This window comes from Hyalangium versicolor (genome assembly GCF_020103695.1).
GTDB lineage: Bacteria > Myxococcota > Myxococcia > Myxococcales > Myxococcaceae > Hyalangium > Hyalangium versicolor.
In genome coordinates this window covers 204473-229255 of the sequence record NZ_JAHXBF010000004.1, presented here as the reverse complement: position 1 = coordinate 229255, position 24783 = coordinate 204473, and the positions used below count along the sequence as shown (strand labels likewise).

Below are 24783 nucleotides of genomic sequence, written 5' to 3'. Positions count from 1 at the left end.
GGTGAGGGACGAGCGAACCGCTGACTTCTCAACGCTCCGTGACGGCGCGCTGGTGGAGCACGAGGACAATGAGGGCCACGAGCGCTGGCAGCGCCTGCACCACCAGGATGGAGCGCTGGGCCGTCACGCCTCCATAGATTCCGGCGACGAGCACGCAGCCCAGGAAGAAGGCGCGCACGCGCAAGGCCCAGCGGACCTCTCCAATGAGCAAGCTCCAGCCCAGCCCGGCGGAGAGGAAGCCATTGTAGAGGCCCTGATTGGCGGCCAGCACCGCCGAGCCCTGGGCCAGCTCAGGCGTGAGGTGGAAGGTCTCCAGCCCGAGGGGCGTCTGCCACAGGAACATCTCGAGGGTCAGGAACCAGAGGTGAAGGAGGGCGATCAGGGCCGTGAGGACGATGAGGAGGATTCTCATCACTTCATCCTATCGGAAGTGTCTCCACCTTCAGGCAGATGATCCTTCAGGGTGAAGACCCGGATGGGAGCGCGGACTCCTTTGAGTGCATGCGAACCGAGGTCCACCGCTGCCTCTGGCCGGGCCATCTGCACGAAGGCCTCACTGAGGGTCAGCGGTATCTGGAGCGGCTTGCACAGCGCTTCCAGGCGGCACGCCTCGTTCACGGAGGAGGAGATGACCGTGAAGTCCAACCTGCCCCGGGCGCCAATGTTGCCGTACATCACCTGCCCCAGGTGCAAGGCCACGCCGATGGAGAGCGGCCCATCGCCCCGAGCGCGGCGTGCCACGTTCAGTTTCTGCAATGAGGCCAGAGCCTCCTCCGCCGCCAGCAACGCGTTCTGGCAGGCCCGGTGGGCGTCGTCGGCCACGGGGAAGATGGCCAGGATGGCGTCACCGATGAACTTGAGGACCTCTCCTCCGCGCTCCATCACGGCTCCCGCCACATGGTCGAAGTATTCGTCCAGGGTCTTCACCGTGGCCTGCGGCGTGCCCTGCTCGGAGAGCGAGGTGAAGTCGCGCAGATCGCAGAACCAGATCGCCGCGTCGATGAGCTCGCCGCTGCCTCGCCGGAAGCCCCCGTTGGCGACACGCTGGCCAGCGTTGCGCCCCAGGTACACTTCCAGCAGCGCTCGCGTCGCATGGTATGCCGAGGCCAGCTCGATGCGCTGCGCGAGGTGGGGCGAGAGCGCTGTCAGCGCCGCCAGCGATTCCTCGGAGAAGCCACCGGGTGCGCGCGTGGCCCAGGAGATGTAGCCGATGTCCCCCGTCGAGTACTGAAGCCCCTGCGCGAAGTAATCCGTGCCTCCCAGGGCCCTGAGGTCCTGGCAGATGGGGAACGGCAGGTCGTCCCGGTCCAGGCGCACGCGAATCGGGGACGAGCCCTGGAGCAGCAGCGCGACGGGGCTTCGCGTGAAGTACGGATCATCCAGCGTCAGGCGTTGGCGATCGATCGGCTTGACGCCTTGCTCCTCGGTCCATTGCACGGTGCGCCACACGAGCTCCGGGTGCTTGGTCATCAGGTTGAAGCTGCATCGCCACAGGGGCAGGCCCTGAGCACGCAGCTGTGCGATCAGCTCCGCCATCAGTGTCAGGCCGCCGTCATCCACGTGCCGCAGATGCAGGAGCCAGGTCTGGACTCGGGATAGCTCGGCGGGTGTCACGGCGGGTTCTCCATGGGGATGCGCGGCCGGTGCGCAGTATGGCTGAAGCCCGGGGCAGGTGAGGCAGAGGGGTTGTTCAGCTAGCGCGTCGTGATTTCATGTGAGAGCCGTGTCACGGCAGCTCCTGGAGCGCGCAACCCCGGGTTCACCTCGTCGGCGACCCATACCTCGCCCACATCCGCCACAGCCCGATGAACCTCCTCCACGGCTGATGCATCGTCGTAGGGGCCGACCGCCAGCAACCGGGTCCGCAGCGCCTCTTCCACCTCCGCAGCCGTCTGGGAGCGCTTCGCTGGATCACGCTGCAGCAGCTGTTCGAGGAGGAGCTTCACGGACGGGGAGAGCCCGGAAGCAGCCTGCGTCACGTCCTCATCGCTGTAGGTCGCCGCTCCCCACAGCGCCTGAGTCGTCGTCTCGTCATGACCCGCCTTCAACGCCGCGTGCGCCTTGCGCTCCACGTGCCTGAGCTCTTGCCTGGAGAGCGACGCCGCCATCTCTTGCGGTGTCTTGTGCGCCGGGTCGTACAGGTGCCGGCCGGTGCCCAGCTCCAGCAGCACCAGACCCAGCGCGAACAAGTCCGAGCGGGCATCCGCCGTTCCTGACAGGAGCGTCTCGGGCGCGGAGAAGAACAGTGGGCCCCTCGGTGGGTGCACTGTCGTCTTCCGCCGCCCCGCGAGGTTCGAATACGCGAGGCTGAAATCCGCCAGCTTCACTCCTCCTCGCCAGGTGAAGCCAATGGATGCGGGGCTGATGTTGCGGTGAACGATGCCCAGTGGCTGGCCCTGCTCATCCACCCGTGTGTGGACATGCGCCAGCGCCGAGGCCAACTCCGCGCCGACATAGAGGAGGAAGGCCTCCGAGAAGGGCTTGTTTCGCTCCAGGGCCAGTGTCACCAGCGCATCCAACGAGGGCGCCTGGACCCTCTCGCGCACGGTGTAGAGCGCGTCCTGTGTCTCATGCAGGAAGAGCACGCGCACCAGCGTGCGGTGCCCCAGGTATCGCGCCAGCCGTGCTTCCTCTTCCATGCGAGCGCGGATGCGCAGCGCCTGCGCGGAGGGTGGGCCCGGGAGGAGTCCCAGGCATTTGACGATGACTTCCTCGAGGATGTCGTCCGCCGTGCGCTTGCGCGCCAGGAGCAACGTCTCGCCATGAGGGCCCAGGCCCAGGCTCTCGCGGTACTCGTACGAGATGCCCTCGTGGGTGAAGAGGATGACGGGCCCGGAAGGCCCTCCTGCCGTTGCCATGGTGGAGCTCCTTTCGCGCGGGCCTCCACGGCCACGCGGCAGAGACAGGAGCCTACTGACTATGGCGGGTCCGCGTGAATGACCTGGGAGGTGGGATATGCAACCTTCCGCGGGGCATGTCGGGCCGCCGGTCTTGTAGCCTTCCTTTACAAACTCGCCAGGCTCGCCCTGATTTCAAGGGGAGATGTGGCGAGTGAGGTCCCATCGCTCGCTGGTCCACCCGGCCAGGGTGCCTTGAGTCATGATCCAGGTGCCGGGAGTGGGGCCGGGTTCCGCGAAGGGGGCTGCCGCCTCGAGGCAGACAGGGTACTTGCTCCCGTCGGGGAGCGTGACCTCGTTCCAACGGAAGTAGAGCCCGCTGGTGCGTCCGCTAATGGAGCGTTCGCTGGGGGCATGGAACAGCTTGCCGGACACCAGCGTTCCCTCCACCAACTTCCCTTCAGGGGCTGTCACCTTGCTGGTGAGGGATTGGTTGGCTGTGGCGGTGATTTTGTTCTTGCAAATCCTGCCTCCACGCTTGTCGCAAGGGGCCTTGGCGTCAATTGCCAAGGGTACCGCGTTCCCGTCCTCTGAAATCTCGAGCAGCTTCATCGCTTCCACCGACTCGGTACGGCACTCGCTCATGATCGACTGCCGCACCTGAGCAGCCGGGCAGCCCGCCTGAGATGCGACGATGGTGCCCGCAATCGCCGCGCACTTGCACCACTCCAACCATTTGGGGGTGCCACGCGCAGGAGGTGTCTTCTGCGAGCACAGGGATGAGACAGCAGCTTCGGGACTTCGGCGGGTATTCACAGGGGGGCCTTTCTCCGAGGGGGCAACGGGCTGTGAGGGGGCGGGCTGCGGCAGCGGCGGATGAGCCGGCGACGGAGAGGTCATGGGAAGCGCTGGAGGCCGTGCTGGCGCTTCGGGCGTGGGGGGCATCTGAGAGGGAGCTTCTTCGATCCTGGGCTCGGAGGGGACCTCCTGCCCCGGCCTCCCTCCTCCCAGCATCAGGTATGCGCCACACACCACAAGGGCTCCCAGGCCCACTGCGGCCAGGGCCATCCTGCTCGCTCCACGGCGCTTCATGGACACGGGATTGACGCGTGGAACCTCAGCCGGGACTGCCTTGAGGGCAGGCTTGGGCGGAGCCGCCTCGGGTAGGGACTGGGGTGGCAGCGCCTGTAGCGGCCGCTTCATCCAGGAGTCCGCTTGGAGCGAGAGCAGCTCCGGCAGGTCCCTTCGTGCGGCCTCCGCACTCACAGGCCGTTGCTCCGGCTTGAGCGCCACCAACCGGGCGACGAAGTGGCTCAGCGGCACGGGCACCCGCTCATTCACCTCATGCGCGGGTGGAAAGCCCAAGGGGCTCAGGGGCTGAGGCTCCGGGTGGCTGTGCGGCCTCGGGTCTGTCAGCAAGTCATACAGGGTGACTCCCAGAGCGTACACTTCATCGGTCACCTTGAATCCGTAGCGCGCCGCTTTGTCATGCCGGTGCTCGGCTTCGAAGTGCCCCGCTTCGGGCGAAGTGTAGCGAGGGGTGCCTGGCGGCAGGCGTGTGCTCGTCAGCTGGGGGGCTGCGGGTATTGGGAAATGCGCTACCCCGTAGTCCACGATCACCGGCTCCCCGGTCTGTGCCCGCACCAGGATGTTTCCGGGCTTCAAGTCCCGGTGGAAGATGCCTTGGCCGTGCATGTAGGTCAGCGCTTCCAGCAGCCGGTCGGCGAGCACCACCGCCTCATGGGGCGTCATGCGCGAGCGCTCGGCCCATTCGTCCAGGGTGTAGCCCTTCACGAAGTCCATCACCACGTAGAAGAAGCCCTCCCGGGCGTGAGGCCAACGGCCATGGGCCCACACCCGGGCAATGTAGCGGTGGCGCAGCGACAGCATGCACGACAGCTCGCGCTGGGCGCGCGCATCCGTGTGCCGCGCATCCTGGCTCTGCTCGAGGTAGCGCGCCATCTTCAGAGCGTAGGACTCGCCGTCTTTCTCCACCTCGTACAACGTGCCGTAAGCGCCGCCGTCCACCCGGCGCACCACCCGCCAGCTGTCCACCATCGTGCCCACCGGAAGGTTGTCGGGATCCACCTCTTCCATCATCGCCCTGCACGCTCCTTTCCTGGGGCCAGCGGAATCTCCACATCATTCACCTTCAGGCTCCGGCCGCCCTCGTCTAGGAGTTCCAAGTTGAAAAAGGCTCCTTTAGAGGTAGCGGGCAGGTCCGTCTCCACCGCGATCGTGCCCCACTCCCCGGGTGTCAGCGCCTCCCTCACATGCACGGCTTGCACCCGTACCTTCGTGTCATCGCGATTCTGGTAGCGCAGCGTTGCAGCCGTGGGGGTCCAGGGCTCAGGGCCCGCGGCACTCGTCGGCGTCAGCACCAGAAGCACTTGGGTCCCGAGCCGGTAGACCCAGCCGCGCACCCTGGAATCTTTGAGAGGGGCGGCCTGGACGGAGCTTCCTGCGAGCCGGTCCGCCAGGACCCACACCTCCGCGCGTGTATTCGCGCAATGGGCCTGCGCCTCCGCGAGCGAAGCCTGGCACGACGCCAGCGTCTGCCGCTTCCTCACGGCGGTGATCTGGAGATCCACTTCGCCGGGCTGCGACACGAGCGAGAAGGCAGCCCACTCCGGCTGGGCGCTGTCCGCGTACCGCACGCGCAGCACCCAGCGTTCCTTCGGGCCGGGTGTCACCACGGGCTCCAGGACGAGGGTGCTGTCGCCCACGTCCACGAGTCGGATGCGCGTCGTGTCGAACTGCACGGAGTCCTTGTCCACGGACGCGTCCAAGAGGATGACGGTCGTGATCCCCGCAGCCACATGTATCTCGGGGAGCGGCTCATCGGCCTGGGCGGCGAGGGTGACACGCCGCCCGCGTGCCGCTGGGGGCTGGGCCTCGGCTGCGGTCAGCACCAGCATCCCCAGCGCCCAGGCGCATGTGACAGGTCGGAGCATTCAGCGGTAACCTCCTGGGTTACACGCTACCACGCACAGTCAGGGTGCTGTGCGTGGCTCGGAGGCTGGCGCTCTCGGGTGCCGAGGGAGGGATCCGGCAGAGCGCGCGGGCTGTCCTCAGGGGAGGGTCATTGCTTTTTCGCCGCCAGGAGCGGTGCCACGAACAAGCCATTTGCCTTACTGCACTCCCCCAGCCTCCGGTTCTCGCGGGTCCCCTTGTACGGGTAGATCACGAACAGCGAAGAGGTGCGTGTCTCGAGATGGATGCCCAGTCCGCCCTGCCGGTCGTCGGACTCGAGTTCGGCGGCGATGGCGAGGACACCGACATCCTCGGAAGCAATGCGGCGTTCCAAATGGTTCGTCGTGGCATCGATCAGCTCGCGCCAGCGGGCGTCGGGATCCTGCTCGAGGGGGAAGTAGATATGGAGATTCTCGCCGTGCGAGTCGAGGGTCACTCCAAAAGGAGGCACGGCGCCGAATCGCCGGAGAGGGAGCACGGACAGCCCCGTCGCGAGGAACAGCATCCTGCTCATCAGTTCGCGATCATCCGTGGCCGGTCTGCGGCCGAGCGGGCGGAACCATTCCATCAAGTCCGAAATACCCAGGGGATTCATCTGACACTCCTGCGGTTGCTGGTGGTGCCTCGCCCTCTCCTGGGAAGTCCATCCACCCTGGGAGGTAGGAGGCGGTTGACGTGACCTGCCAGGTCAGATTACTACGAGTCCACACCGTGTGAACACGGGATGTGGCCCTGGAGGTCGAAATCGCGAGTCTGCGGGTGCCGAGGAGGACTTGGCGGGTCGTCGCCTGATGGAGAGTCGGCCCGTAGCATGAGTGCGTCCGAGAAGAGGGGGACGCATGAGTGCGCGGGAAGTGGGAGCGCTGTTGGAGGTGGCGCGAGTTGAGCCCGGCTTCGACAGTGGCCCTGACGTTCTCGGCACCGGATCTCGCGAAGCGGTATGGCACCACCCCGGAGGCCATCCGGGCGGTCGTCGAAAAGATGGACGGCGTCTATTACTGACGCTGAGCCGCTACCGGCGAAGGCCGCCGGATCAGCTCCATCGCAGCGGGCGGTACGCGCGGCAGGCACACCGTGAAGGTCGTCCCCTCCTCGATGTTCGAGCGCACCTCGATCGTGCCTCCGTGCGCGTGGACGATCTCCTGCACGATGTAGAGCCCCAATCCGTAACTCGTCTTCGCCGTGCGCGACGCCTGCGGACCTCGCCGGAAGGGCTCGAAGATGTGCGGCATCAGCTCGGGAGGAATCGGCTTGCCCTGGTTGTGCACCGCGAGCACCACCTGCTCCTTCTCCCCTCGCGCCGCCAACTGCACCTGCGTGTCCGGCGGGCTGTACTTCAGCGCGTTCTCCAGCAGGTTCGACAGCACCTGCGCCAGCCGGTCCGGATCCCACGTCCCGTGCGTGTCGCCCTTGTCCACCTCGAAGCTCACCCCACGGTCCGGGTACGCCACCCGGAACTCGTGCGTCACCTTCTGGAGCAAGTCCCTCATGTCACACCGCCGAGGCTCCAGCGTGATGCCTCCGCCCAACCGCGCCCGCGCGAAGTCCAGCAACAGCCGCGTCAGCCGCTCGATGCGCAGCGCCGCCGACGTGATGCGCTTGAACGTCCGCTGCTGCTCCTCCGGCGGAGGGCCTCCCGCCGCCATGATGCGCGCCCAGGAGATGATCGCCCCCAGCGGGCTCCGGATGTCGTGGCTGACGATGCCCACCAACTGCTCCTGGAAGTCCACCGCCCGGCGTGACTCCTCCTCCATCTGCAGTTCGCGCGTGACGTCCTTCAGCGTCCCCAGCATGCGCGTGGCCTGGCCGTTCCTGCTCAGCACCCGGACCTTCGCCCGCATCCACCGCGGCGCCCCCGTGGGCACGTAGACCTGGAACTCCGCCTCGAAGTCCGCCGGCGCCTTCAGCGCCGCCGCCACTTGCTGCGCGAAGCGCGTTCGGTCCTCCGCCAGCACCCGTTGCAGGAAGGCCTCGTACGTGTCTCCCGGCCCACCCGGCACGCCCCCCAGAATGGTGTCGATGTTCTCGGACCAGCGGATCCGTCCGGCTTGCAGATCCCAGTCCCACGTCCCCACCTGCGCCGCCTCCATGACCAGCCGCAGCCGCTCCACGTTCAGCGACTGGTCCTCCTCCACCCGCTGATGCTCGGTGATGTTGCGGCAGATGCTGAAGATGCCCATCGCCTGCCCCGCCGAGTCCTTCATCACCCCGCGCGTGGACAGCCAGATGCGCGGGCCGTTCGGGGTGGGCTCCACGTCCTCGAAGGTGATCGTCTGCCCCGTGGCCAGCACCTGCCGGTCCTTGGCCACCACCGCCGCGGCCATCTCCGGCGGCAGCAACTCCGAGTCCACCTTGCCCAGCACCTGCTCCACCGTCCGCCCGAAGGCCCGGGCTCCCGGCTCGTTGATGAGCAGGTACCGGCCCTGCAAGTCCTTGGCGGAGACGGCGTCCGGCGAGTCCATCGTCAGGGCTCGCAGCACCTCATAGGTCTTGTCGGCCGGCGCCAGAGTGGGGGCAGGCGCCGTCGAAGCCGCTCGGCCCCCACGAGAGCCTTTGGCGGCCTGTTTCGCGTCGCCGGTGAGCGCGGCGCGCTTGCTGGCGGTGGGCTTGCCCGAGGCAGGCTCGGGAGCCGATTCGGTGCGCCGGGAGCGCTTCTTTGCGGGGGGCTCGGACATTCGGGAGGGTCCGCTCATCCTATGGGATGCTAGGGGTCAGGCGTGAGGCCCAGGTTGCGCGCAATGTCCTGGAAGGTCGCCACGGCCGGGGTCTCCGTCCGGGTCTTCTCCGGACTTTCCAGGTCCACCTTGAAAAGGCCGAACTTCGGCTCATAGCCCTCGGCCCACTCGAAGTTATCCAGCAGGCTCCAGTGGAAGTAGCCCCGCACGTCCACGCCCTTCGCCACCGCCTGCTCCACGGCGTACACGTGACTCTGGAGGTAGTAGGGCCGTTCTTCTCCGTCCGTGTCCGCCATGCCGTTCTCCGTGACGATCAACGGCAGGCCCAACTTCGCGTACCGGGTGAGGAAGAGATAGAGGCCTTCCGGGTAGAGCTCCCACCCCAGGTCGTTCTTCTGCCGGCCACGCGGCACGTACTGGCGCGACAGCGAGGGCTCGCCGAAGTACTGCCGCACGTAATCCCGCGTGTAGTAGTTGATGCCCAGGTAGTCGCTGGAGCCCTTCAGGCCCTCCACCTCCCGGTCCAGGTTCACCTGGCTGGGCACGGAGATGTGGACCCGGCCGGTGCGCAGCGCCTCCGTCACGCTCTCATTGAAGAAGCTGTCGGTCAGTCCCGCCACCACCGTGTCCGCCGTCGTGCCGGTGGCCGGCTGGAAGACGCGCACGTGGTGGGCCAGGCCGATGCGCGTGGCGAAGCCATCCCCATCCGCATCCACCGTATCCAGGGCTCGCAGCTGTTTGGCCGCGCGGGCATGGCCCTCCAGCAGGTTGGCGATCACCGTGGCCGCCAACGGCATGTCCTCCTTGCCGGGAGGCCACTCGGCATCCAGGTAGCCCAGCACCGCGTACACGTTGGGCTCGTTCACCGTGCACCACCAGTCCACCTCGCCACCCAGTGCCTCCGCGACTTTGGCCGAGTACTTCTCGAAGGCGTCGATCGTCGCGGGGTTCTCCCAGCCGCCCGCGTCCGACACCCAGGTGGGCAGGGTGAAGTGGTACAGCGTCACCATCGGCGTGATGCCCTTCTGGCGCAGCGTGTGAGCCCACTGCTGGTAGCGTGCCAACGCCTCCTCGTTCCACGTGTCCGGCGTGGGTTGGATCCGCGCCCACTCCACGCCGAAGCGGTAGGCGTTGGAGCCCAACCTCTCCATCAGCCGCACGTCCTCGTCGAAGCGGTTCCACGAGTCCGTGGCCGCTCCGGACACCGTCCCATCCTTGATATGCGGGCGGCCATCCGGCCACTGGCCTCGTTCCCACTCCGTCCAGTCGTTCTCGAGCCCCCCTTCCACCTGGTGGGCGGCGGTGGAGGTGCCCAGCATGAAGCCGGTGGGCAGGCCCTCGCCCAACCGGGCGGCTTTCACCACGTCCGGATCGAAGCTCGGCCGATCGCTGCACGCGGCCAGCAGCAGGGGCAGGCTGAGCAGGAGCGAGCGGTTCATGACTTGCCTCCGGGCCGGGACGAGGGCGGGTTGCCCACCAGGCCCAGGATGAGCATGGCGCTGTGGGCGCTGCCCAGCCGGAAGGCGAAGCCATCCACCTGGATTCCGACCCGAGCGGACAGGGGGATGCGCGCCGCGGCCCGGGCGCCCAGGGGCAGCACGTACGCCAGGCTCACCGGTCCGTAGGAGACGCCCACGTGCGCTGGCACCAGGCCCGCCATGTCCAACACCCCTGCCTCTAGGGACACCTTCTCCAGCCGGTAGAGCCCCTTCAACGAGGGCAGCACCGTGACGAGCGGCGTCGAGGGATACGCCGCCTGCACCACGGGGCCTGCCAGCACGTTCCATCGCTCGCCGGTGTAACCCAGGCGGACGCTGAGCGAGGCACTCCAGCCCGGGCCTCCGCCCTCCAGCGGCGTGAGCGACAAGAGCCCCGCCTCCACGGTGAAGCCGTGGAAGAGGTAGTGCCCGCCGGTGAAGGTGGCGGCGTAGAGATCATTCCAGCTCCCGCCCCCGAAGGAGTAGCCCCCCGTGAGCAGCCCCACCTGAGAGTGGATCTCGTTCGTGAGGGCGCGCGGCGGTGGCTCGTAGGGAACGAGGCCAGAGCTTCCCTGCGCGCGAGCGGCCAGACTCGCTGAGAGGGCGAGGACGAGGAACAGGGAACGCATTCGAGGCCGCCACCATACCCCGTCACGCGTGCTCCCTGTTGGCCGGTTCTCAGGGGAAATGGACCGGTTTACCGCAACATTGTAATGGCGGCGGAGCGCGGCTCAGGGTTTGGTGTCCTCGTCCCCGCCGCGGTGGAGCTTCCGGTAGAGCGTCTTGCGGTCCACCCCGAGGATGCGCGCGGCCAGCGTGCGGCTGCCGCCCACCGCCTCGAGCACGCGGTGGATGTAGCGGCGCTCCACCTCCTCGAGCGTCACCATCTCGGACATGTCCGCCACCTCGGGCAGCACCTGGGGCGCGGTGTAGTTGCGCACGCGCTCGGGCAGGTCCTCCACGGTGAGCTGCTCGAAGCTGGTGAGCGCCACCGCGCGCTCGATGCAGTTCTGCAGCTCGCGCACGTTGCCCGGCCAGCTGTAGGCCAGCAGCTTCTGGGCCGCCGCCGGGCTCAGCCCCAGCACCCGCTTGCCTGTGCGCGTGGCGAAGTGCTCCGCGAAGTGCTGCGAGAGCAACAGCACGTCATTGCCTCGGGCACGCAGCGGCGGCAGCTCGATGTTGATGACGTTGAGCCGGTAGTACAGGTCCTCCCGGAAGCGGCCCTCCTCCACCGCGAGTTCCAAGTCGCGGTTGGTGGCCGCGACGATGCGCGCGTCGAACTCCACCTCCTCGTTGCTGCCCAGCAGGCGCACCTTGCGCTCCTGCAACGCGCGCAGGAGCTTGGGCTGCAACCCCAGTGGAAGCTCGCCCACCTCGTCCAGGAAGAGCGTGCCGCCGCTGGCCTGGACGAAGAGGCCGGTGCGCGTGGTGCGCGCGTCGGTGAAGGCGCCCTTCACGTGGCCGAACAGCTCGCTCTCCAGGAGCTGCTCGGGCATGGCCGCGCAGTTGATGGCCACGAAAGTTCCTGTCTTCCGCCGGCCTCGGGTGTGGAGCGCCCGCGCCGCCACCTCCTTGCCGGTGCCGCTCTCGCCGGTAATCAGGACGGTGGTGTCCACGTCGGCCACCCGGTCGATGAGCGTGTAGGCCTGGCGCAGGGCCGGGCTCTGGCCCACCAGTCCTCCCGTGTCTCCTTCCTGCCCCAGCGCCTGGCGCAACCTGCGCACCTCCTCTCGGAGGGCTCGGTGTTGCACGGCGCGTTCCAGCACCAGCACCAGCGCGTCCAGGTCCACCGGCTTGGTGATGAAGTCGTAGGCCCCGGCGCGGATGGCGGCCACCGCCGTCTCCATGCTGCCGAACGCCGTCACCACCACCACCGGAATGTCCGGCCGGTTCAGGACGATGCGCTCGCACAGCGCCAGCCCGCTCATGCCCGGCATCCGCAGGTCCGTGAGCACCGTGTCGAAGTCCTCGGCCACCACCAGCGCCAGCGCCTCATCCGCCGTCTCGCAGGCGCGCGGCTCGAAGCCCCGGCGCGACAGCCCCTTCTCGAGCATCGCGCGCATCTCGCGCTCGTCCTCGACGATCAGGATGCGTCCTGGCATGCGGTGTCCCCCCTCGGCAGGTAGATGGAGAAGCAGCTTCCCTGGCCCGGCGTGCTGTCCACGGCGATCCATCCGCCGTGGTCCCGGATGATGCCGTAGGACACGGAGAGGCCCAACCCCGTGCCCTCGCCCACGTCCTTGGTGGTGAAGAAGGGCTCGAAGATGTGGGGCAGGTTCTCCGCGGAGATGCCCTCGCCCTCGTCCCGCACGTCCAGCCGCATCCAGTCCGCTTCCGGCCCGCCCACGTCCGCGGGCGGGGTGGCCCGGGTGGGCTCGGCGTGCACGCGCAGGGTGCCCGGATTCTTCATGGCCTGCACGCCGTTCATCACCAGGTTGGTGAGCACCTGCTGGAGCTGGCCCGCGTCCACCTCCAGCATCAGGGTCTCGGGCACTTCGCTGACCAGGCTCACGCTGCGTTTGTAGGCCATGGGCTGGAGCAGGCTCAAGGTGCGCGTGACGAGCTGTGACAGCTGCTCGGGGCTGCGCTGGGGGGCTCGCCGCCGCGCGAAGTCCAGCAGCTGACGGATGATGCGCGTCATGTGCTGCGCCTGCTGGGAGATGATCCGGGCGCACTCGCCCACTTCGTCTCCCAGCGCCTCGCCCGAGGAGATCATCTTCGCCCGGCCGAGCACGACATTGAGAGGAGTTCCCAGCTCGTGGGCCACGCCGGAGGCCAGCTTGCCCACGGTGGTGAGCCGGTCCGCGTGGCGCAGGTGCTCGAGCGTGGCCAGGCGTGCCGCCGTCTCCTCGGCGATCGTCTGCCGGGCGAGCTGCAGCATCTCGCCCATCTGGTTCATCGCCGCGGCCAGCGTGTCCAGCTCATCGCGCTGGTGGAGCTGCACGCGCGCCTCCAACTGCCCCTCGCCGATGCGCCGGGCCAGCTGCACCAGCTGATCAATGGGGCGCCCCACCAGCCGGTTGCCCATGGCCATGGCCACCAGCAGGAAGACCACGGCGATGGCCACCGTGGCGAGCGTGGTGCCAATCACGGTGTTGCGCACGTGCCGGTGCTCTTCGATGAGGGGCTCGGAGATCTCGATGGCGCCCAGGCGATCGCCGACGACCACGGGGATGTACGAGCGCAGCACGCCGGGCTGCTCGTGCAGGTCCGTCACGGCTCCGTCCTCGCCCGCGCGCAGTTGCTCCATCAGGCTCTGCGGCAGCTTGGACAGGGGCAGGTGGTCCGCCGGCCCGTCGAGCCACACCCAGCGCAGGCCCACCTGCACCTGGAAGCGGTTGGCCTGCTCCAGCAGGGCGAGTGCCTCGCCTTCGCCTTCCTGCTGCCAGGCCTTGCCAATGGAGCCGGCGATGGTGTGGCCGAGAAGGCGGTGGTCATGCCGCCTGTCGGTCGCCGAGCGCTCCAGCTCGTGACTCACCTCCAGCGACTCCATCACCGCGAGCACGGCGATGGCGAGCAGGGCCAGGGTGAGGGAGATCTTCCGTGCGAGCTTCACGCGTCCTCGGGGAGACAGGGAACGAGGGTGCCCGGAGGCACCCCCGCAAGCCTGTCACGGATCGCAGCCGCCGTGCGGCTCCAGGAGCGCACGGACCCGGGACGGGACAAGCGCCGTGTCGTTACTTGGTGGCCGAGGAGTCGTCCGCGGCCGGGGCCTTCGCGCCCTTGGCACCCTTGGCGGCCTTGGGAGCCTTGGGGGCCTTGGTGGCGGCCTTCTTGTCGGTCTTCTCGGCGGCGGGCTTCTCCGCCGGCTCACCGGCAAACGCCAGCGACGACAGGGACAGGGACAGGCCGAGAACGAGGGCAGTGGTGCGCTTCATGGGGTTCATCCTTGGGAGTGAGACCCGCGACATGCGGGCGAAGGGAGCTAAAGCACCCGGCGTGCCAGCCCCGCATCCGCCCGCGTCCCTCGGGAGAGATGCCCCCGAGGCCCACAAATCCTGGGGCACATTGCCCCGCGAGGCAGGATGCCCCGAAGGACTCCGCAGGCTTCCGATGGGAGAGCCCCTTGGCATGCGCCATGCTTTGCGCACGGGAGGTTTCTCCTGCTCACCGGGTACCTTCCATGGCGGCGGATCCTTCTCTTCTCCCTCCTTCTTCTCGCCGCGGGTTGCGCATCCTCCTGGCCGAGGATGATGACGCGATGCGATCGATGATCCACCAGGTGCTCACGCGCGCGGGGCACACGGTGGTGGCCCTGGAGGATGGCTTCGAGCTGTCGGACTATCTGGACCTCGTGCTCGCGCAGGGCGGGCCGGGAGTGCCGGATTTGATTCTCTCGGATGTGAGGATGCCGGGACGCACGGGGCTCGAGGTGCTGGCGCGGGTGCGGCAGAAGGGGCTGCGCTGCCCGGTGCTCCTGCTCAGCGCGTTCGCGGACGAGCCCACGCGCGAGGAGGCTCGGCGGCTGGGCGCGAAGGCGTTGCTCGACAAGCCCGTGGACATGGACGAGCTGAAGGCGGCGGTGTTGGAGGTGGGGACATCCACGCTCGGAGCCTGAGCGAGCGGCCCGTCAGGAGTGGGCGTCCTCGGTGGGCTGCCGAGAGGCCTGGAGCGCGGGCAGGCTGAAGGAGAAGGTGCTGCCCAGGCCCGGCGTGCTCTCGGCCCAGATGTGGCCGCCGTGGGCCTCCACGAGCCCCTTGGCGATCGCCAGCCCGAGCCCCGTGCCTCGGCTGGCCGCGTCCTTGGCCTGCCAGTAGCGGTCGAAGACGTAGGGCAGTTGCTCGGGGGCGATGCCTTTTCCCGTGTCGCGCACGTAGAGGCGGATCTCCGTGCCCCGCGTGCGGGCGCTCACGGTGATGTGGCCGCCGGCCTCGGTGAACTTCACCGCGTTGCCCAGCAGGTTGCCCAGCACCTGGAGCACGCGCGTCCGGTCGCATCGGACGTGGGGCAGGTTGTCGGGTACATCCAGGGTGACGTGGAGCTGGTGGGCCTCCGCCAGGGCACGGACGCTGTCCACAGCGTCCGCCAGCAGCGCCGAAGGTTCCTCCTCGCGCAGCTCCAGCGGCAGACGGCCTTCCTCCAGGCGCCCCCAGTCCAGCAGATCCGAGATGAGCCGCAGCGCTCGATCCGAGGCATCGCGGATCCGGGTGGCGTGCTTGATGACGTGTTCGTCCCGAGCCACGCCCGGCCGCTCGCGCAGCAGCAATGCGGAGCCGAGCTGCACCACGTTCAGCGGATTGCGCAGATCATGCGAGACGACGGCCAGCAGGTCCTCGCGGGCGCGGGTGGCGCGGCGGGACTCGCCGAAGAGTCGTGCGTTATCGATGGCGAGGCTGGCGCGCTGGCAGAGGTCCTCCGCCAGGGCTAGGTCCTCCTGCCCGTAGCGCCGCCCGGAGTGCGAGGCCACGAAGGTGACGGCGCCCAACGTGTTCCCGCGCGCGCGCAGGGGAACGATCATGTACGAGCGGGCCTGGAGCAGGGAGAGCAGCTGCGGGTGGTGGGGCTCTGCCACGGCGGCGCGCAGCAGCGAGTCCGTCACCGCGGGCACCAGCTCGGACTCACCGGTGCGCAGCACGCGCATCAGGCCGATGGGTGCGTCCGTGCGCAGCTCCATCCGCTGGGGCAGGGCGCGGGCCTTCTCCTCCTGGGTCGGATCCAGGCAGGCCGAGGCCACGCGAGACACCCACGCGTCCTGCTCGAGTGCATCCACCAGGCACCAGTCCGCCAGGTCCGGCACGGCCAGGTGGGCCAACAGCGTGTACATGCCCTGCGGATCCGGCGGGTGGGCGAAGAGCGTGCTCATCGCTTGATAGAGGAAGGAGCGGCGGCGCTCGGCGGTCTCGACCTCGGCGCGGGCGGCCTGCTCCATCTCCAGGGCGCGGGCGTAGACCGTCTCCGCCTCCGACAGCGAGCGGGCCGTCACCAGCACCTGCATGCCCGCTCCCTCTCCGGGCACGAGCGTGAGCTGAAAGGCGTGGAGGCTGGGGCCTCCGGGTGTGGGCCAGGGACTCTCCAGGGTGCTAGCGCTTCCGGTGGAAAGCACCTTGGATCGCTCGGCCTCCAGCCGGGCGAGGACCTGGAGCTCGACAGGCAGTTCGCCCCAGCGGCGGCCCGCCAGCTCCGTGGGCTCCAGGCCGAGCACCCGTGCTCCCACCTTGCTGCACGCGGAGATGCGACCCGTCTCATCGAGCAGATAGGCCGGATCGGGAAGGGCCTCGAAGACACTGGCCCACCTGTCGGTCTGCTCTCTCATGGATCGAGTCGTACTCACGCGCTGAAGAAGACGAGCAAGGGAGATCTGTTCCTTGTCCCCAGGAAGTGTCCAGGGGGCTGCCTGCGAGTTCAAGTCCCCTCTGGAGAATGGAGAACATTTCTCGAACGCCCCGCCATCCGTCTCGTTTCGTGGACTGGACCGTCCACGCGGTGAGACTCCGGGTGGGGTGGGCCTGTTTTGTATCTCCTCGGAATCAGGGCGTTTTGTGGCTGGTCCGGTTCCTGCTCTGGCGCGCTGCGTTTCACACCACTCCTGCACGAGGCAGCCCCATGAACGAGAACCCAGTCGAGAACATCCCCAACAACGCGACGCTCGAGCAGTGCCGCGACTCCATCCTCCAGTGCCTGATGCAGGGCACGGCGGGCCACTATCGGATCGGCTTGCTCTACAACCACATCGTGGCGCACCGGCTGGCCCTGGGCCGGTGCCGGACCACGCGCGATTATTTCCGCCGCCACGTGCGCGTGCTCTCGCACCGGACCCTGACGATGTACGGAGCGGTGGCGAACACGTTCTCCCTGCCGGTCTGCGAGAAGTACGGCATGGCGAGCCTGGGCTCGCTCCTGGAGTACATGCGGCTGGCGCACATCTGGATCTTTCACATCGACAGGAAGGAGCCGGGCCCCACCCCCATCGAGATTCCACGCCGGGGCGGACTGCAGATCGCCAAGCCCTTCTCGGACTGCACCGCCGAGGACCTGCGGGCCGCCATCCAGGCCCGGCGTTCCTGGCCCGGCGCCGGGAAGCTGGAGCAGGAGGAGGGGCCCGTGGAGCGCTACCTCGACATTCTCCGGCGCCACTTCAACGAGCACAGCCGCTTCCCGCCCCGGATGGATGCGCAGGTGAACAACCGGCGGGTCCATCTGCGGATCCGTCACCTCCGGGTGTGGGAGCTGGAGAAGCTGGCGGAGGCGCTGCGGCCCACGCTCAAGACTCCGGAGCCCGTGGCGCCGGCCGAGCCCCTCCCGTCCCGGTGGGCCCAGTGGCTCAACTCGCGGCGGGAGCGGCCAGCTCCTTGAGGTGCGCGGCGATGCCGTCCAGCGGGAGCACGGCGTCCGCGAGCCCAGCGGCCACCACCACTCCAGGCATGCCGAAGACGACGGAGCTGGTCTCATCCTGTGCCAGCACCCGCCCGCCAGCCTGGCGCAGCTCGCGTACTCCTTCCAGTCCATCCTGGCCCATGCCGGTGAGGATGAGCGCGATGCAGCTGGCGCCGTATGCGCGCGCCACCGAGCGGAACAGGTGCGTGCCGGAGGGACGGAAGCCGCTGATGGGCGCCGCGTTCGACACCTGCGTCCTTCCGTCCGAGGTGACGCCCAGGTGCCTGTCATCCGGGGCGATGTAGACGGTGCCCGGTTGTAGCGGCTCTCCGTCGCTCGCCACCTTCACCTTCAGCGGCGTGGCCGAGTTCAACCACTGGGCCATGCCCTCGGCGAAGCCCAGGGCGATGTGCTGCACGAGGAGGATGGGCAGCGGGAAGTCCGCTGGCAGCTCCGAGAAGATGCGGTGGAGCGCCGCGGGGCCTCCCGTCGACGCGGCGATGGCCAGCACCGTGGGGGGCGCGCGAGAGAGGGGCGGGGTGGGCGCGGGGCTGAGCGGAGTCCGCGAACGCGGCGGCCACTGGCGCACCACCTTCACCATGGCCATGGCCTTCAGGGTGTCGCGCAGGTGGCGGCTCTCCCGCTCGAAGTCGGGGGACTCGGGGCCCACCAGCTTCTGCAGCACGGCGAGCGCTCCGGCGCGCAGCGCGGCCATGGAGGTCTGGATGTCCCGCTCCACCAGCGTGGACACCACCACCACGGGAGTGGGCACCTCGGTCATGATGCGCTGGGTGGCCTGGAGGCCGTCCAGGTTCGGCATCTGGATGTCCATGGTGACCAGGTGGGGACGCAGCCGTTGGGTGAGCTCCACCGCTTCGAGCCCATCCTTGGCCTCGCCCACCACCTGCATCCCCGGGTCCGCGCGGATGATCTCCACCAGCAGCCGGCGCGCGGTGGGCGAGTCCTCGGCCACCACGACGCGCAGCGGGTTGGGCAGGTTGGCATTCATAGCAGTCGTCTCAAGGTCTCCAGCAGGTTCGTCTGGTCGAAGGCGCTCTTCACCAGGTAGGCGCTGGCGCCCACCTCCAGGCCGCGCGTTTTGTCCTCGGGCTTGTCGCGCGCGGTGACCAGCACCACGGGCAGTCGCGAGAAGCGCGGCGAGGTGCGCACCGCCTCGGTGAGGGCAAAGCCGTCCATGCGCGGCATCTCCACGTCCGTGACGAGCGCGTCCGCGCCCACGCGCTGCAGCCGCTCCCAGGCCTCGGCGCCGTCGGCGCAGGCGAGCACCTCGTAGCCTGCGGCCTCCAGCAGGCTCTGCTCCAGGGCCCGGGTCGTCGGGGAGTCATCCGCCAGCAGGATGCGCTGGCGGACACGTTTGGTCGAGGCAGCGGGGAAGAGGGTGGCCTGGGGCATGCCCTCCGCGATGCGGATCAGCGAGCCGGGATGGAGAAGGAGCGCCATCTTCCCGTCCGGAAGCACCGCCGCACCGGAGACGTGCCGCGCCCGCCGCACGCGAGAGCCCAGTCCGCGAACGAGCACCTCCTGCTCGGCCAGCACCTCGTCCACGCCCAGCGCCACGCGCAGCGAGCCCGCGGCCAGCACCACCGTGGCGAGGCGGGCCTTCGGAATTCCGGCGGGCAGCCCCAGCACCGCGGTCAGCGAGGTGAGCGGCACCAGCACGTCCGGGGCGACCCAGACCTGCCGGCCCTCCACGTCGCGCACCTCGCTGGGGGCCAGGCGCAGCAGGCGCTCCACGCTCTCGGCGGGCAGGGCGAACTGTTGCCCGCTCGCGGTGACCAACAGCACTCGCAGTGTGCTCAGGGTGAGGGGCACGTCCAGCACGAAGCGGGTGCCGGCTCCGAGCAGGAAGGACACATCCACGCTGCCACGGAGTGCCTCCACCTGGGAGCGCACCACGTCGAGCCCCACTCCGCGCCCGGACACGGACGTCACCTGCGTGGCGGTGGACAGGCCCGAGCGGAAGATGAGACGCGCGGCGGCCACGCCCTCGGGAACCTCCCAGCCCTGGGCCCTGGCCCGCGCGCGGATGGCGTCGAGGTCCAAGCCTCGGCCATCATCCTCCACGGACACCTGAACGCGGCCGCCGAAGAGCCTCGCGGCGAGCGCGACGCGGCCTTCGGGAGGCTTGCCCGCGCGGCGGCGCTCCTCGGGAGTCTCCAGGCCATGGCCCACGGCGTTGCGCACCAGATGGAGCAGCGGCTCACGCAGGCCCTGGAGGAGTGAGCGATCCAGCTCCAGTGCCCCGCCGTGCACCTCCAGCCGGACCTGCTTGCCGGCGCCCCGGGCCACATCTCTCGCGGTGCGCTCCAGGCCCTCGCAGGCCTCCGCGAAGGGCAGGGTCCGCGCGCGCCGCACTTCTTCGTCCAACCCGCTCACGGCCTGGGACAGCGTGAGCCTGTCCGCCAGCAGCTCTCGGGAGAGCTGGCCCAGCCGTGTTTCCAGCCGGCGCGCGGAGGCCTCCTCGGGGCCCTGGAGGCGCGCGCGAAGGGACGCGAGCTCCTCGCGCAGCGACTCCACCCACTCGGCGCGTCCCTCCAGACGCAGGCTCGACACGCGGAGCTCTCCGCTGCGCGCCAGCAGTGCATCCAGCTTCTGAGCCGACACCCGTACCGGGAGCGCCTCCGCGGTGGGGGCTTCGCTCGAAGGTTCGGCGGCGGGTGCCGCGGTTCGGGCAGGAGGCTCGGGCGGAGGAGGGGGCACCGCCGGAGGAGCCACGGGAACCGCTGGGGAGGGCTGTCCCTGTGCCGCCGTGGACAGCCGAGGCAGCAGGGCCTCCAGTGGAGATCCGACCAGATCCTGCTTCCGGGACAGCCGCTGGCGCGCATCGTCCAGCGCGTCGGCGAAGGCAAAGCCTAGCTCGGGCACCTCGGGAGGGGGCGGGTGCGCGCGTGGCGCGGCGAGCACCTCCTCCAGCCGATGGCAGGCCGTCTCTACCAGGCTCAGGCTCACCGCGCGCGAGGCGCCCTTCACGCTGTGCACCGTGCGCAGCAGCGAGCCGACGAGCTCCTGGGCGCGCGCGGTGCTGGAGGCCTTCTCCCAGGCCAGCAGGTCGCGGTTGAGCGCGGCGATGTGTCCCTCGAGCTCCTCGAGGAACGTGGCCATCAGCGCCTGTGCCAGACGATCGCGATCCATCAGCGTCCGTAGTCGCTCAGCAGGCTCTTGAGCTTCAGCCCCATGGCGTTGAGGTCCTGCACCGCGCGCTCCGTCTGCCGGGTGGAGGCCAGCGCCTGCTGAGAGGACTGGTTCACATCCCGCATGGCCTGGCGGATCTGCCCGATGCCGGTGGCCTGCTGGTTGGCCGAGGCGGCAATCTGCGCGGCCGTGAGCGAGGCCTGGGCCAGCAGCTCCCCGAGCGTCTGGATGGTGCTGCCCGCCTGTCCCACCACGCGGGTGGCCATGGTGACGCTCTTGGTGCCCTCCTCGGTCGTCATCACCGCGGAGTGCGTGGCCTTCTGGATGTGGCCCAGAATCTGCCGCACCTGGGAGGTGGCCTTCTTGGACTGGTCGGCCAGCGCCTTCACCTCGGCGGCCACCACCGCGAAGCCCCGGCCGTGCTCTCCGGCGCGGCTGGCCTCGATGGAGGCGTTGAGCGCCAGCATGTGCGTCTGCTCGGAGATGTCGTTGACGGTGTTGATGATGTCTCCGATGGCCTGGGCCTGTTCGGCCAGGGCGAGGATGCGCGCGGCGATGGACTCCACCTGGGTGCGCACGGTGGCCATGGCCGTCACGGCTTCGTCCACCGCCTGGCGCCCGTTGCGGCCCAGCTCCTCGGACTGGCGGGCGGACTCGCTCACCACCCGGGCCCGGCCCGCGGCCTCGTCGGAGGTCTGCGCGATCTCCTCCACCGTGCTCACCGTCTCGGAGACGGCACTGCCCTGCTCCTGCGCGCTGGCCACCTGCTCGCTGGTACTGGAGAGGATCTGCGAGCTGGCACCGGCCAGTTGATTGACGAACTCGGCCACGGCGCGCAGGGTCTGTTCCCGCTGCTCCGCCTGTTTGGCCAGCTGCGCCTCGGCCTCGTGGCGGCGCTCGGCCATGCCGTTGAAGGCGCGGGCCAGCCGTCCCGTCTCGTCGTCGTTGTGCACCTCGATGCGGTGGGTGAGGTTGCCCCGGCTGAACTCCTCCACGCCCTTCATCAGCCGCTCCAGGGGATGGGTGATGTCGCGGGTGATGCGGATGCTGCTGGCGGCCACGACGAACAGCCCGAGCGCCGAGCCCAGGGCCAGGATGATGAGGTTGCGCTGGGCGCTCTCCTTGGTCCGGTCCTGCTGGTCGTCCCAGATCTTCTCGCCAATCTCCTGCATCTCATCCACCTGTTCGCGGATGGCCTGCATCGTCTCCAGCCCCCGGTTGGTGCGGACGTACTCGCTGGCCGCCTCCGGGCTCTTCTCCTTCCGGAGATGGATGCCTTGATCCAGCGCCTCCATCCGCCCTTTCAAGAGCGGCTCCATGCGCCGCAGACGGGCCAGCAGATCCGGATCCTTCAAGGACTCGTGCAGCGCCTGGAGGTTGCTCTCCAGGGCCTCGCGCGCCTCGTTGTAGGGGGGAAGGTACCCCTCGTCCCCGGTGAGGATGAAGCCGCGCTCGGTCGTCTCGGCGTCGGCGATGGATAGGCGCAGCTCGCGGATGTACTTGAGGTGGTTGCGCGTCTCGAGCAGCCCCTCGGTGGTGCTCGTGAGCTGTTGGATGACCTGATAGGCCACGGCGGCGATGGCCAGCAGGACCAGTAGGGACAGGCCGAAGCCTGTCCCGATCTTCTTCCCGATGCTCATGGGTTTCCTTCTTCGGAGAGATCGAAGATGAGACGACTGTCGCGCAGCAGGGCCGCGCCCTCCAGCAGGAGCGTGCCCTCGCGATGAATGCCAGACACCAGGGCGGCGGCCTCGGCCGGGAGCGTGGAGGGCGGAGGCAGCAGCGCGTCACGGGGCAGCAGGGTGATTTCCTCCACCGCCTCCACGCACACGCCGAGATCCGGCCGGTGGGCTCCCACGACGAGGACCACGGTGCCGCGCCCGGAAGGGGGTCGGCCGAAGAGGGGGGCCAGCTCCACCACGGGCAGCACCTCCCCACGCAGCAATGTAAGGCCTCGGAGCAGGGGGGGCGCACCGGGCAGCGGGGTGAGCTCCATGTCGCGGAGCACCTCGTGCACGAATCGCGTCTCCAGCGCGTAGCTCTGGCCGGCGGACTGGAAGCGCGCCACCTCCACCCGGGTGCCCACGGGCTTCTCCGGGACGGCGGCGCGGGCCAGCTCGCGGGCGCGGGCTTCGAGGATGGCGCGGGCCTCCTCGGGGCTCAGGATTTCGCCGCGCTCGGTGGCCTGCTCCAACTCGGCCAGCCGCGCGTGGGCGGCCTCCCAGTCCAGGGGTTGTGGTGCCTTCCCCTCCGCCATCAGTTCTCCTCCCGAGTCTCAGTGGACTCCAGCCGCCGTTGCTCGCTCCGGGCCAGCTCGGCCAACCGGCCCGCCCGCTCCCCCTCGGCCAGGGGGACGGGGGTCTCGGGGGGCAGGGTGGCGCAGAGCGCCTCGGCGGTGCGGAAGGAGCGCACGGCGCCGGAGATATCACCCAGCCGCCGCAGGACGTGGCCCAGTGTGAGGTGCGCGACAGCCAGCGAGGGCTCCAGGTAGAGCGCTTGGCGCGCGGCGCGTTCGGCCTCGCCCAGCCGGCCCAGCCCCAGCAGCAGCAGGGCCTCCAGGTAGCGCAGCTCCACGGTCATCGGGTGCCGTGAGGCGGCCTCGGCGCAGGCCTTCACGGCGGCCTCCACGTCGACGTTGGCCAGGGCTCGGATGGCCATCACGGAGGATTCGGGGCTGTCCTGCTGAGCGCCGGCCAGTTGTGCCGCCTCGCGCCAGTCGCCGCGCACCAGTGCCTGCCGCGCGGGCTCCAGCCCCGCCGAGAGCGTCGAGGCCGAGGCGGCGGCAGGAGCGGGACGGATGGGAAGTGCCGGAGCGGGAGGGGCAGGCCTTGGAGGAGGCAAGGCGGGGATAGCAGGAGACGGAGGAGGCACTGGCAGTGCGGCGAGAGGCAGGGCCGGAGCCACGGGCAGTGTGCTGTAGGAGCGCGGCCGGGGCGGAGGCAGGGCGCGCGGGGGCGGGTCGGGGAGGCGGCGGTACGCGACGCCCCACTCGGTGAGAACGGGCTCCAGGGGCGCCAGTCCGATGAGTGAGGGATCCGAGGGCCCGGTGATGAGGAAGCCGTGCTCGGCGAGGCTCGCGTGGAGCCGGCGTGCCACGGCCTCGATGGTGGGGCGGGTGAAGTAGATGAGGACGTTGCGGCAGAAGATGATGTCCAGGCCGTGGATCCCGCTGCCGGGCGAGGGCCACGTGTCGAGCGCGAGGTTCAGATAGTCGAAGTGGACGTGCTGGCGGACCTCTGGGGTGAGCACGTAGCGTGAGCCCTCCTGGCGCAGGAAGGGCCGCATGCGCTCGGCCCTGAGTCCCCGGAAGGACCACAGGCCGTACTGCGCCTGTTGGGCTCGGGCGAGCGCGGTGCGCGAGATGTCCGTGGCGAGCACCTCCATCCGATCCCCGAAGCCCTCCTCCATCAGCAGCACGGCCAGCGAGTAGGGCTCCTCGCCGGAGGCGCAGCCGGCGCTCCACACGCGGAGGATGCGGTCCGGGGGGCGGAACTGGCGCAGCTCCGGGAGCACCCGTTGGCTCAGGAAGTCGAAGTGCTCGTGGGTGCGGAAGAAGTACGTCTCTCCGATGGTCAGCTCGGTGATGAGGTCATCGAGCGCCGCGGCATCGAGGGTGAGGCGCTCCAGGTAGGCGGTGAAGTTCGAGGCATGGGCGCGAGCCATGGCTCGGGCGATGCCCTCCTCGGCGGCGGGCACGCACGAGGGGGGCAGCAGGCCAGCGCGCTCCTGCACGCGCTCGAAGACGCGGGCATAGCCCTCATCACTCCAGGAGAGGGGCGAGGTGCTCACACGCCCTCCCTCGCGCCCGCGAGCGCCGAGTCGAGCGCGAGCCCCTCGGCCTCGGACAGGAAGGTCTTCAAGTCATGGACGAGCACCAACCCCTCGGGCAGCTTCACGGCGCCCGCCACGTAGCCCACGCCGGGCAGGGTGGCCGGGGTCTCGTCCAGGGTGCCGGGCTCGAGCGTGAGCACCTCCTCGGTCCGGTCCACGCGGAGCACCACGCGGCGGGGCCCGGCCTGCGCGACGATGAGGTGGTCCGAGGGGGCCAGTGGGCGCGGGGGGAGCCGGAAGCGGCGGCGCAGGTCCAGCACGGGCAGCAGCTCGCCGCGCAGGTTGAGCAGGCCCTCCACCACGTCTGGAGCTTGGGGCAGGGGCGTGAGGAGCGCGGCGCGGACGAGTTCCCGTACATCCGTGGATGGCAGCGCATAGCGCTGGCCTTCCAGGGTGAAGAGCAGCACCTCGCGGGGCAGGGGGCGCATAGGAGAGGGAGCCAGGGTCGAGCCTCTCGCTTAACAGGGCTTCTGGGGCGCGGAAACCACCTCGTGGCCGAGCTGTGCACCGGAAGAAAGAGGG

Annotated in this window: 21 protein-coding genes; 2 read left to right on the top strand and 19 right to left on the bottom strand. The window is 69.2% G+C overall.

From position 1 onward, the window contains the following. Positions 1–28: 28 nt before the first annotated feature. From KY501_RS10310 to KY501_RS10255, 12 genes are all read right to left on the bottom strand, one after another. On the bottom strand, positions 29–412 hold the full coding sequence (locus KY501_RS10310; RefSeq protein WP_224362598.1) for a DUF1304 domain-containing protein: 384 nt from the start codon (positions 410–412) through the stop codon (positions 29–31). Then, a complete protein-coding gene (locus KY501_RS10305; RefSeq protein ID WP_224362597.1) occupies positions 412–1614 on the bottom strand; it encodes an adenylate/guanylate cyclase domain-containing protein in 1203 nt (400 codons plus the stop codon). Before KY501_RS10305 ends, KY501_RS10310 begins: the two co-directional genes overlap by 1 nt. 80 nt (positions 1615–1694) lie before the next feature. Beyond that, positions 1695–2858 carry a serine/threonine protein kinase gene (locus KY501_RS10300; RefSeq protein WP_224362596.1) on the bottom strand — a complete coding sequence of 388 codons (1164 nt, stop codon included), beginning with the start codon at positions 2856–2858 and terminating at the stop codon, positions 1695–1697. Between the two features lie 174 nt (positions 2859–3032). Then, positions 3033–4937: a serine/threonine protein kinase gene (locus tag KY501_RS10295; protein ID WP_224362586.1), complete on the bottom strand. Its 1905-nt coding sequence runs from the start codon at positions 4935–4937 to the stop codon at positions 3033–3035. Further along, the gene (locus tag KY501_RS10290) at positions 4934–5791 is read right to left on the bottom strand and encodes a DUF2381 family protein (protein ID WP_224362579.1); all 858 of its coding nucleotides are present in this window, start codon (positions 5789–5791) and stop codon (positions 4934–4936) included. The genes KY501_RS10295 and KY501_RS10290 overlap by 4 nt, the downstream gene beginning before the upstream one ends. Positions 5792–5919: 128 nt before the next feature. Further along, on the bottom strand, positions 5920–6405 hold the full coding sequence (locus tag KY501_RS10285; RefSeq protein WP_224362577.1) for a hypothetical protein: 486 nt from the start codon (positions 6403–6405) through the stop codon (positions 5920–5922). Between the two features lie 400 nt (positions 6406–6805). Continuing rightward, a complete protein-coding gene (locus tag KY501_RS10280; RefSeq protein WP_224362575.1) occupies positions 6806–8485 on the bottom strand; it encodes a sensor histidine kinase in 1680 nt (559 codons plus the stop codon). A gap of 29 nt (positions 8486–8514) precedes the next feature. Further along, positions 8515–9924, bottom strand: coding sequence for a glycoside hydrolase family 1 protein (locus KY501_RS10275; protein WP_224362574.1), 1410 nt, complete (start codon positions 9922–9924; stop codon positions 8515–8517). Then, on the bottom strand, positions 9921–10592 hold the full coding sequence (locus tag KY501_RS10270; protein WP_224362569.1) for a hypothetical protein: 672 nt from the start codon (positions 10590–10592) through the stop codon (positions 9921–9923). Before KY501_RS10270 ends, KY501_RS10275 begins: the two co-directional genes overlap by 4 nt. A gap of 102 nt (positions 10593–10694) precedes the next feature. Beyond that, a complete protein-coding gene (locus tag KY501_RS10265) occupies positions 10695–12065 on the bottom strand; it encodes a sigma-54-dependent transcriptional regulator (protein ID WP_224362567.1) in 1371 nt (456 codons plus the stop codon). Continuing rightward, the gene (locus tag KY501_RS10260) at positions 12047–13519 is read right to left on the bottom strand and encodes a sensor histidine kinase (RefSeq protein ID WP_224362565.1); all 1473 of its coding nucleotides are present in this window, start codon (positions 13517–13519) and stop codon (positions 12047–12049) included. The genes KY501_RS10265 and KY501_RS10260 overlap by 19 nt, the downstream gene beginning before the upstream one ends. A gap of 121 nt (positions 13520–13640) precedes the next feature. Next, on the bottom strand, positions 13641–13841 hold the full coding sequence (locus KY501_RS10255; protein ID WP_224362563.1) for a hypothetical protein: 201 nt from the start codon (positions 13839–13841) through the stop codon (positions 13641–13643). A 245-nt stretch (positions 13842–14086) separates the two neighbouring features. Between KY501_RS10255 and KY501_RS10250 the strand changes: the two genes are divergently transcribed. Beyond that, positions 14087–14521, top strand: coding sequence for a response regulator (locus KY501_RS10250; RefSeq protein ID WP_224362561.1), 435 nt, complete (start codon positions 14087–14089; stop codon positions 14519–14521). Positions 14522–14533: 12 nt separating this feature from the next. Here the strand turns inward: KY501_RS10250 and KY501_RS10245 are convergent, their stop codons facing one another. Beyond that, the gene (locus KY501_RS10245; protein ID WP_224362559.1) at positions 14534–16216 is read right to left on the bottom strand and encodes a sensor histidine kinase; all 1683 of its coding nucleotides are present in this window, start codon (positions 16214–16216) and stop codon (positions 14534–14536) included. Between the two features lie 290 nt (positions 16217–16506). Here KY501_RS10245 and KY501_RS10240 point away from each other — a divergent pair, with 290 nt between their 5' ends. Then, positions 16507–17256 (top strand): hypothetical protein, encoded by a 750-nt coding sequence (locus tag KY501_RS10240; protein WP_224362557.1) that lies wholly within the window; start codon positions 16507–16509, stop codon positions 17254–17256. Here the strand turns inward: KY501_RS10240 and cheB are convergent. From cheB to KY501_RS10210, 6 genes are read right to left on the bottom strand one after another with little or no spacing between them, the layout of a single operon-like run. Then, a complete protein-coding gene (gene cheB / locus KY501_RS10235) occupies positions 17225–18286 on the bottom strand; it encodes a chemotaxis-specific protein-glutamate methyltransferase CheB (RefSeq protein WP_373691580.1) in 1062 nt (353 codons plus the stop codon). The genes KY501_RS10240 and cheB overlap by 32 nt on opposite strands. Further along, the gene (locus KY501_RS10230; protein ID WP_224362556.1) at positions 18283–20430 is read right to left on the bottom strand and encodes a hybrid sensor histidine kinase/response regulator; all 2148 of its coding nucleotides are present in this window, start codon (positions 20428–20430) and stop codon (positions 18283–18285) included. Before KY501_RS10230 ends, cheB begins: the two co-directional genes overlap by 4 nt. Next, positions 20430–22070: a methyl-accepting chemotaxis protein gene (locus tag KY501_RS10225; RefSeq protein ID WP_224362555.1), complete on the bottom strand. Its 1641-nt coding sequence runs from the start codon at positions 22068–22070 to the stop codon at positions 20430–20432. Before KY501_RS10225 ends, KY501_RS10230 begins: the two co-directional genes overlap by 1 nt. Then, the gene (locus tag KY501_RS10220) at positions 22067–22687 is read right to left on the bottom strand and encodes a chemotaxis protein CheW (RefSeq protein WP_224362554.1); all 621 of its coding nucleotides are present in this window, start codon (positions 22685–22687) and stop codon (positions 22067–22069) included. The genes KY501_RS10225 and KY501_RS10220 overlap by 4 nt, the downstream gene beginning before the upstream one ends. Beyond that, on the bottom strand, positions 22687–24219 hold the full coding sequence (locus KY501_RS10215; protein WP_224362552.1) for a CheR family methyltransferase: 1533 nt from the start codon (positions 24217–24219) through the stop codon (positions 22687–22689). The genes KY501_RS10220 and KY501_RS10215 overlap by 1 nt, the downstream gene beginning before the upstream one ends. Beyond that, entirely contained in the window at positions 24216–24689 is a 474-nt protein-coding gene (locus tag KY501_RS10210) for a chemotaxis protein CheW (protein ID WP_224362551.1), read from the bottom strand. The genes KY501_RS10215 and KY501_RS10210 overlap by 4 nt, the downstream gene beginning before the upstream one ends. Between the last annotated feature and the right edge of the window lie 94 nt (positions 24690–24783).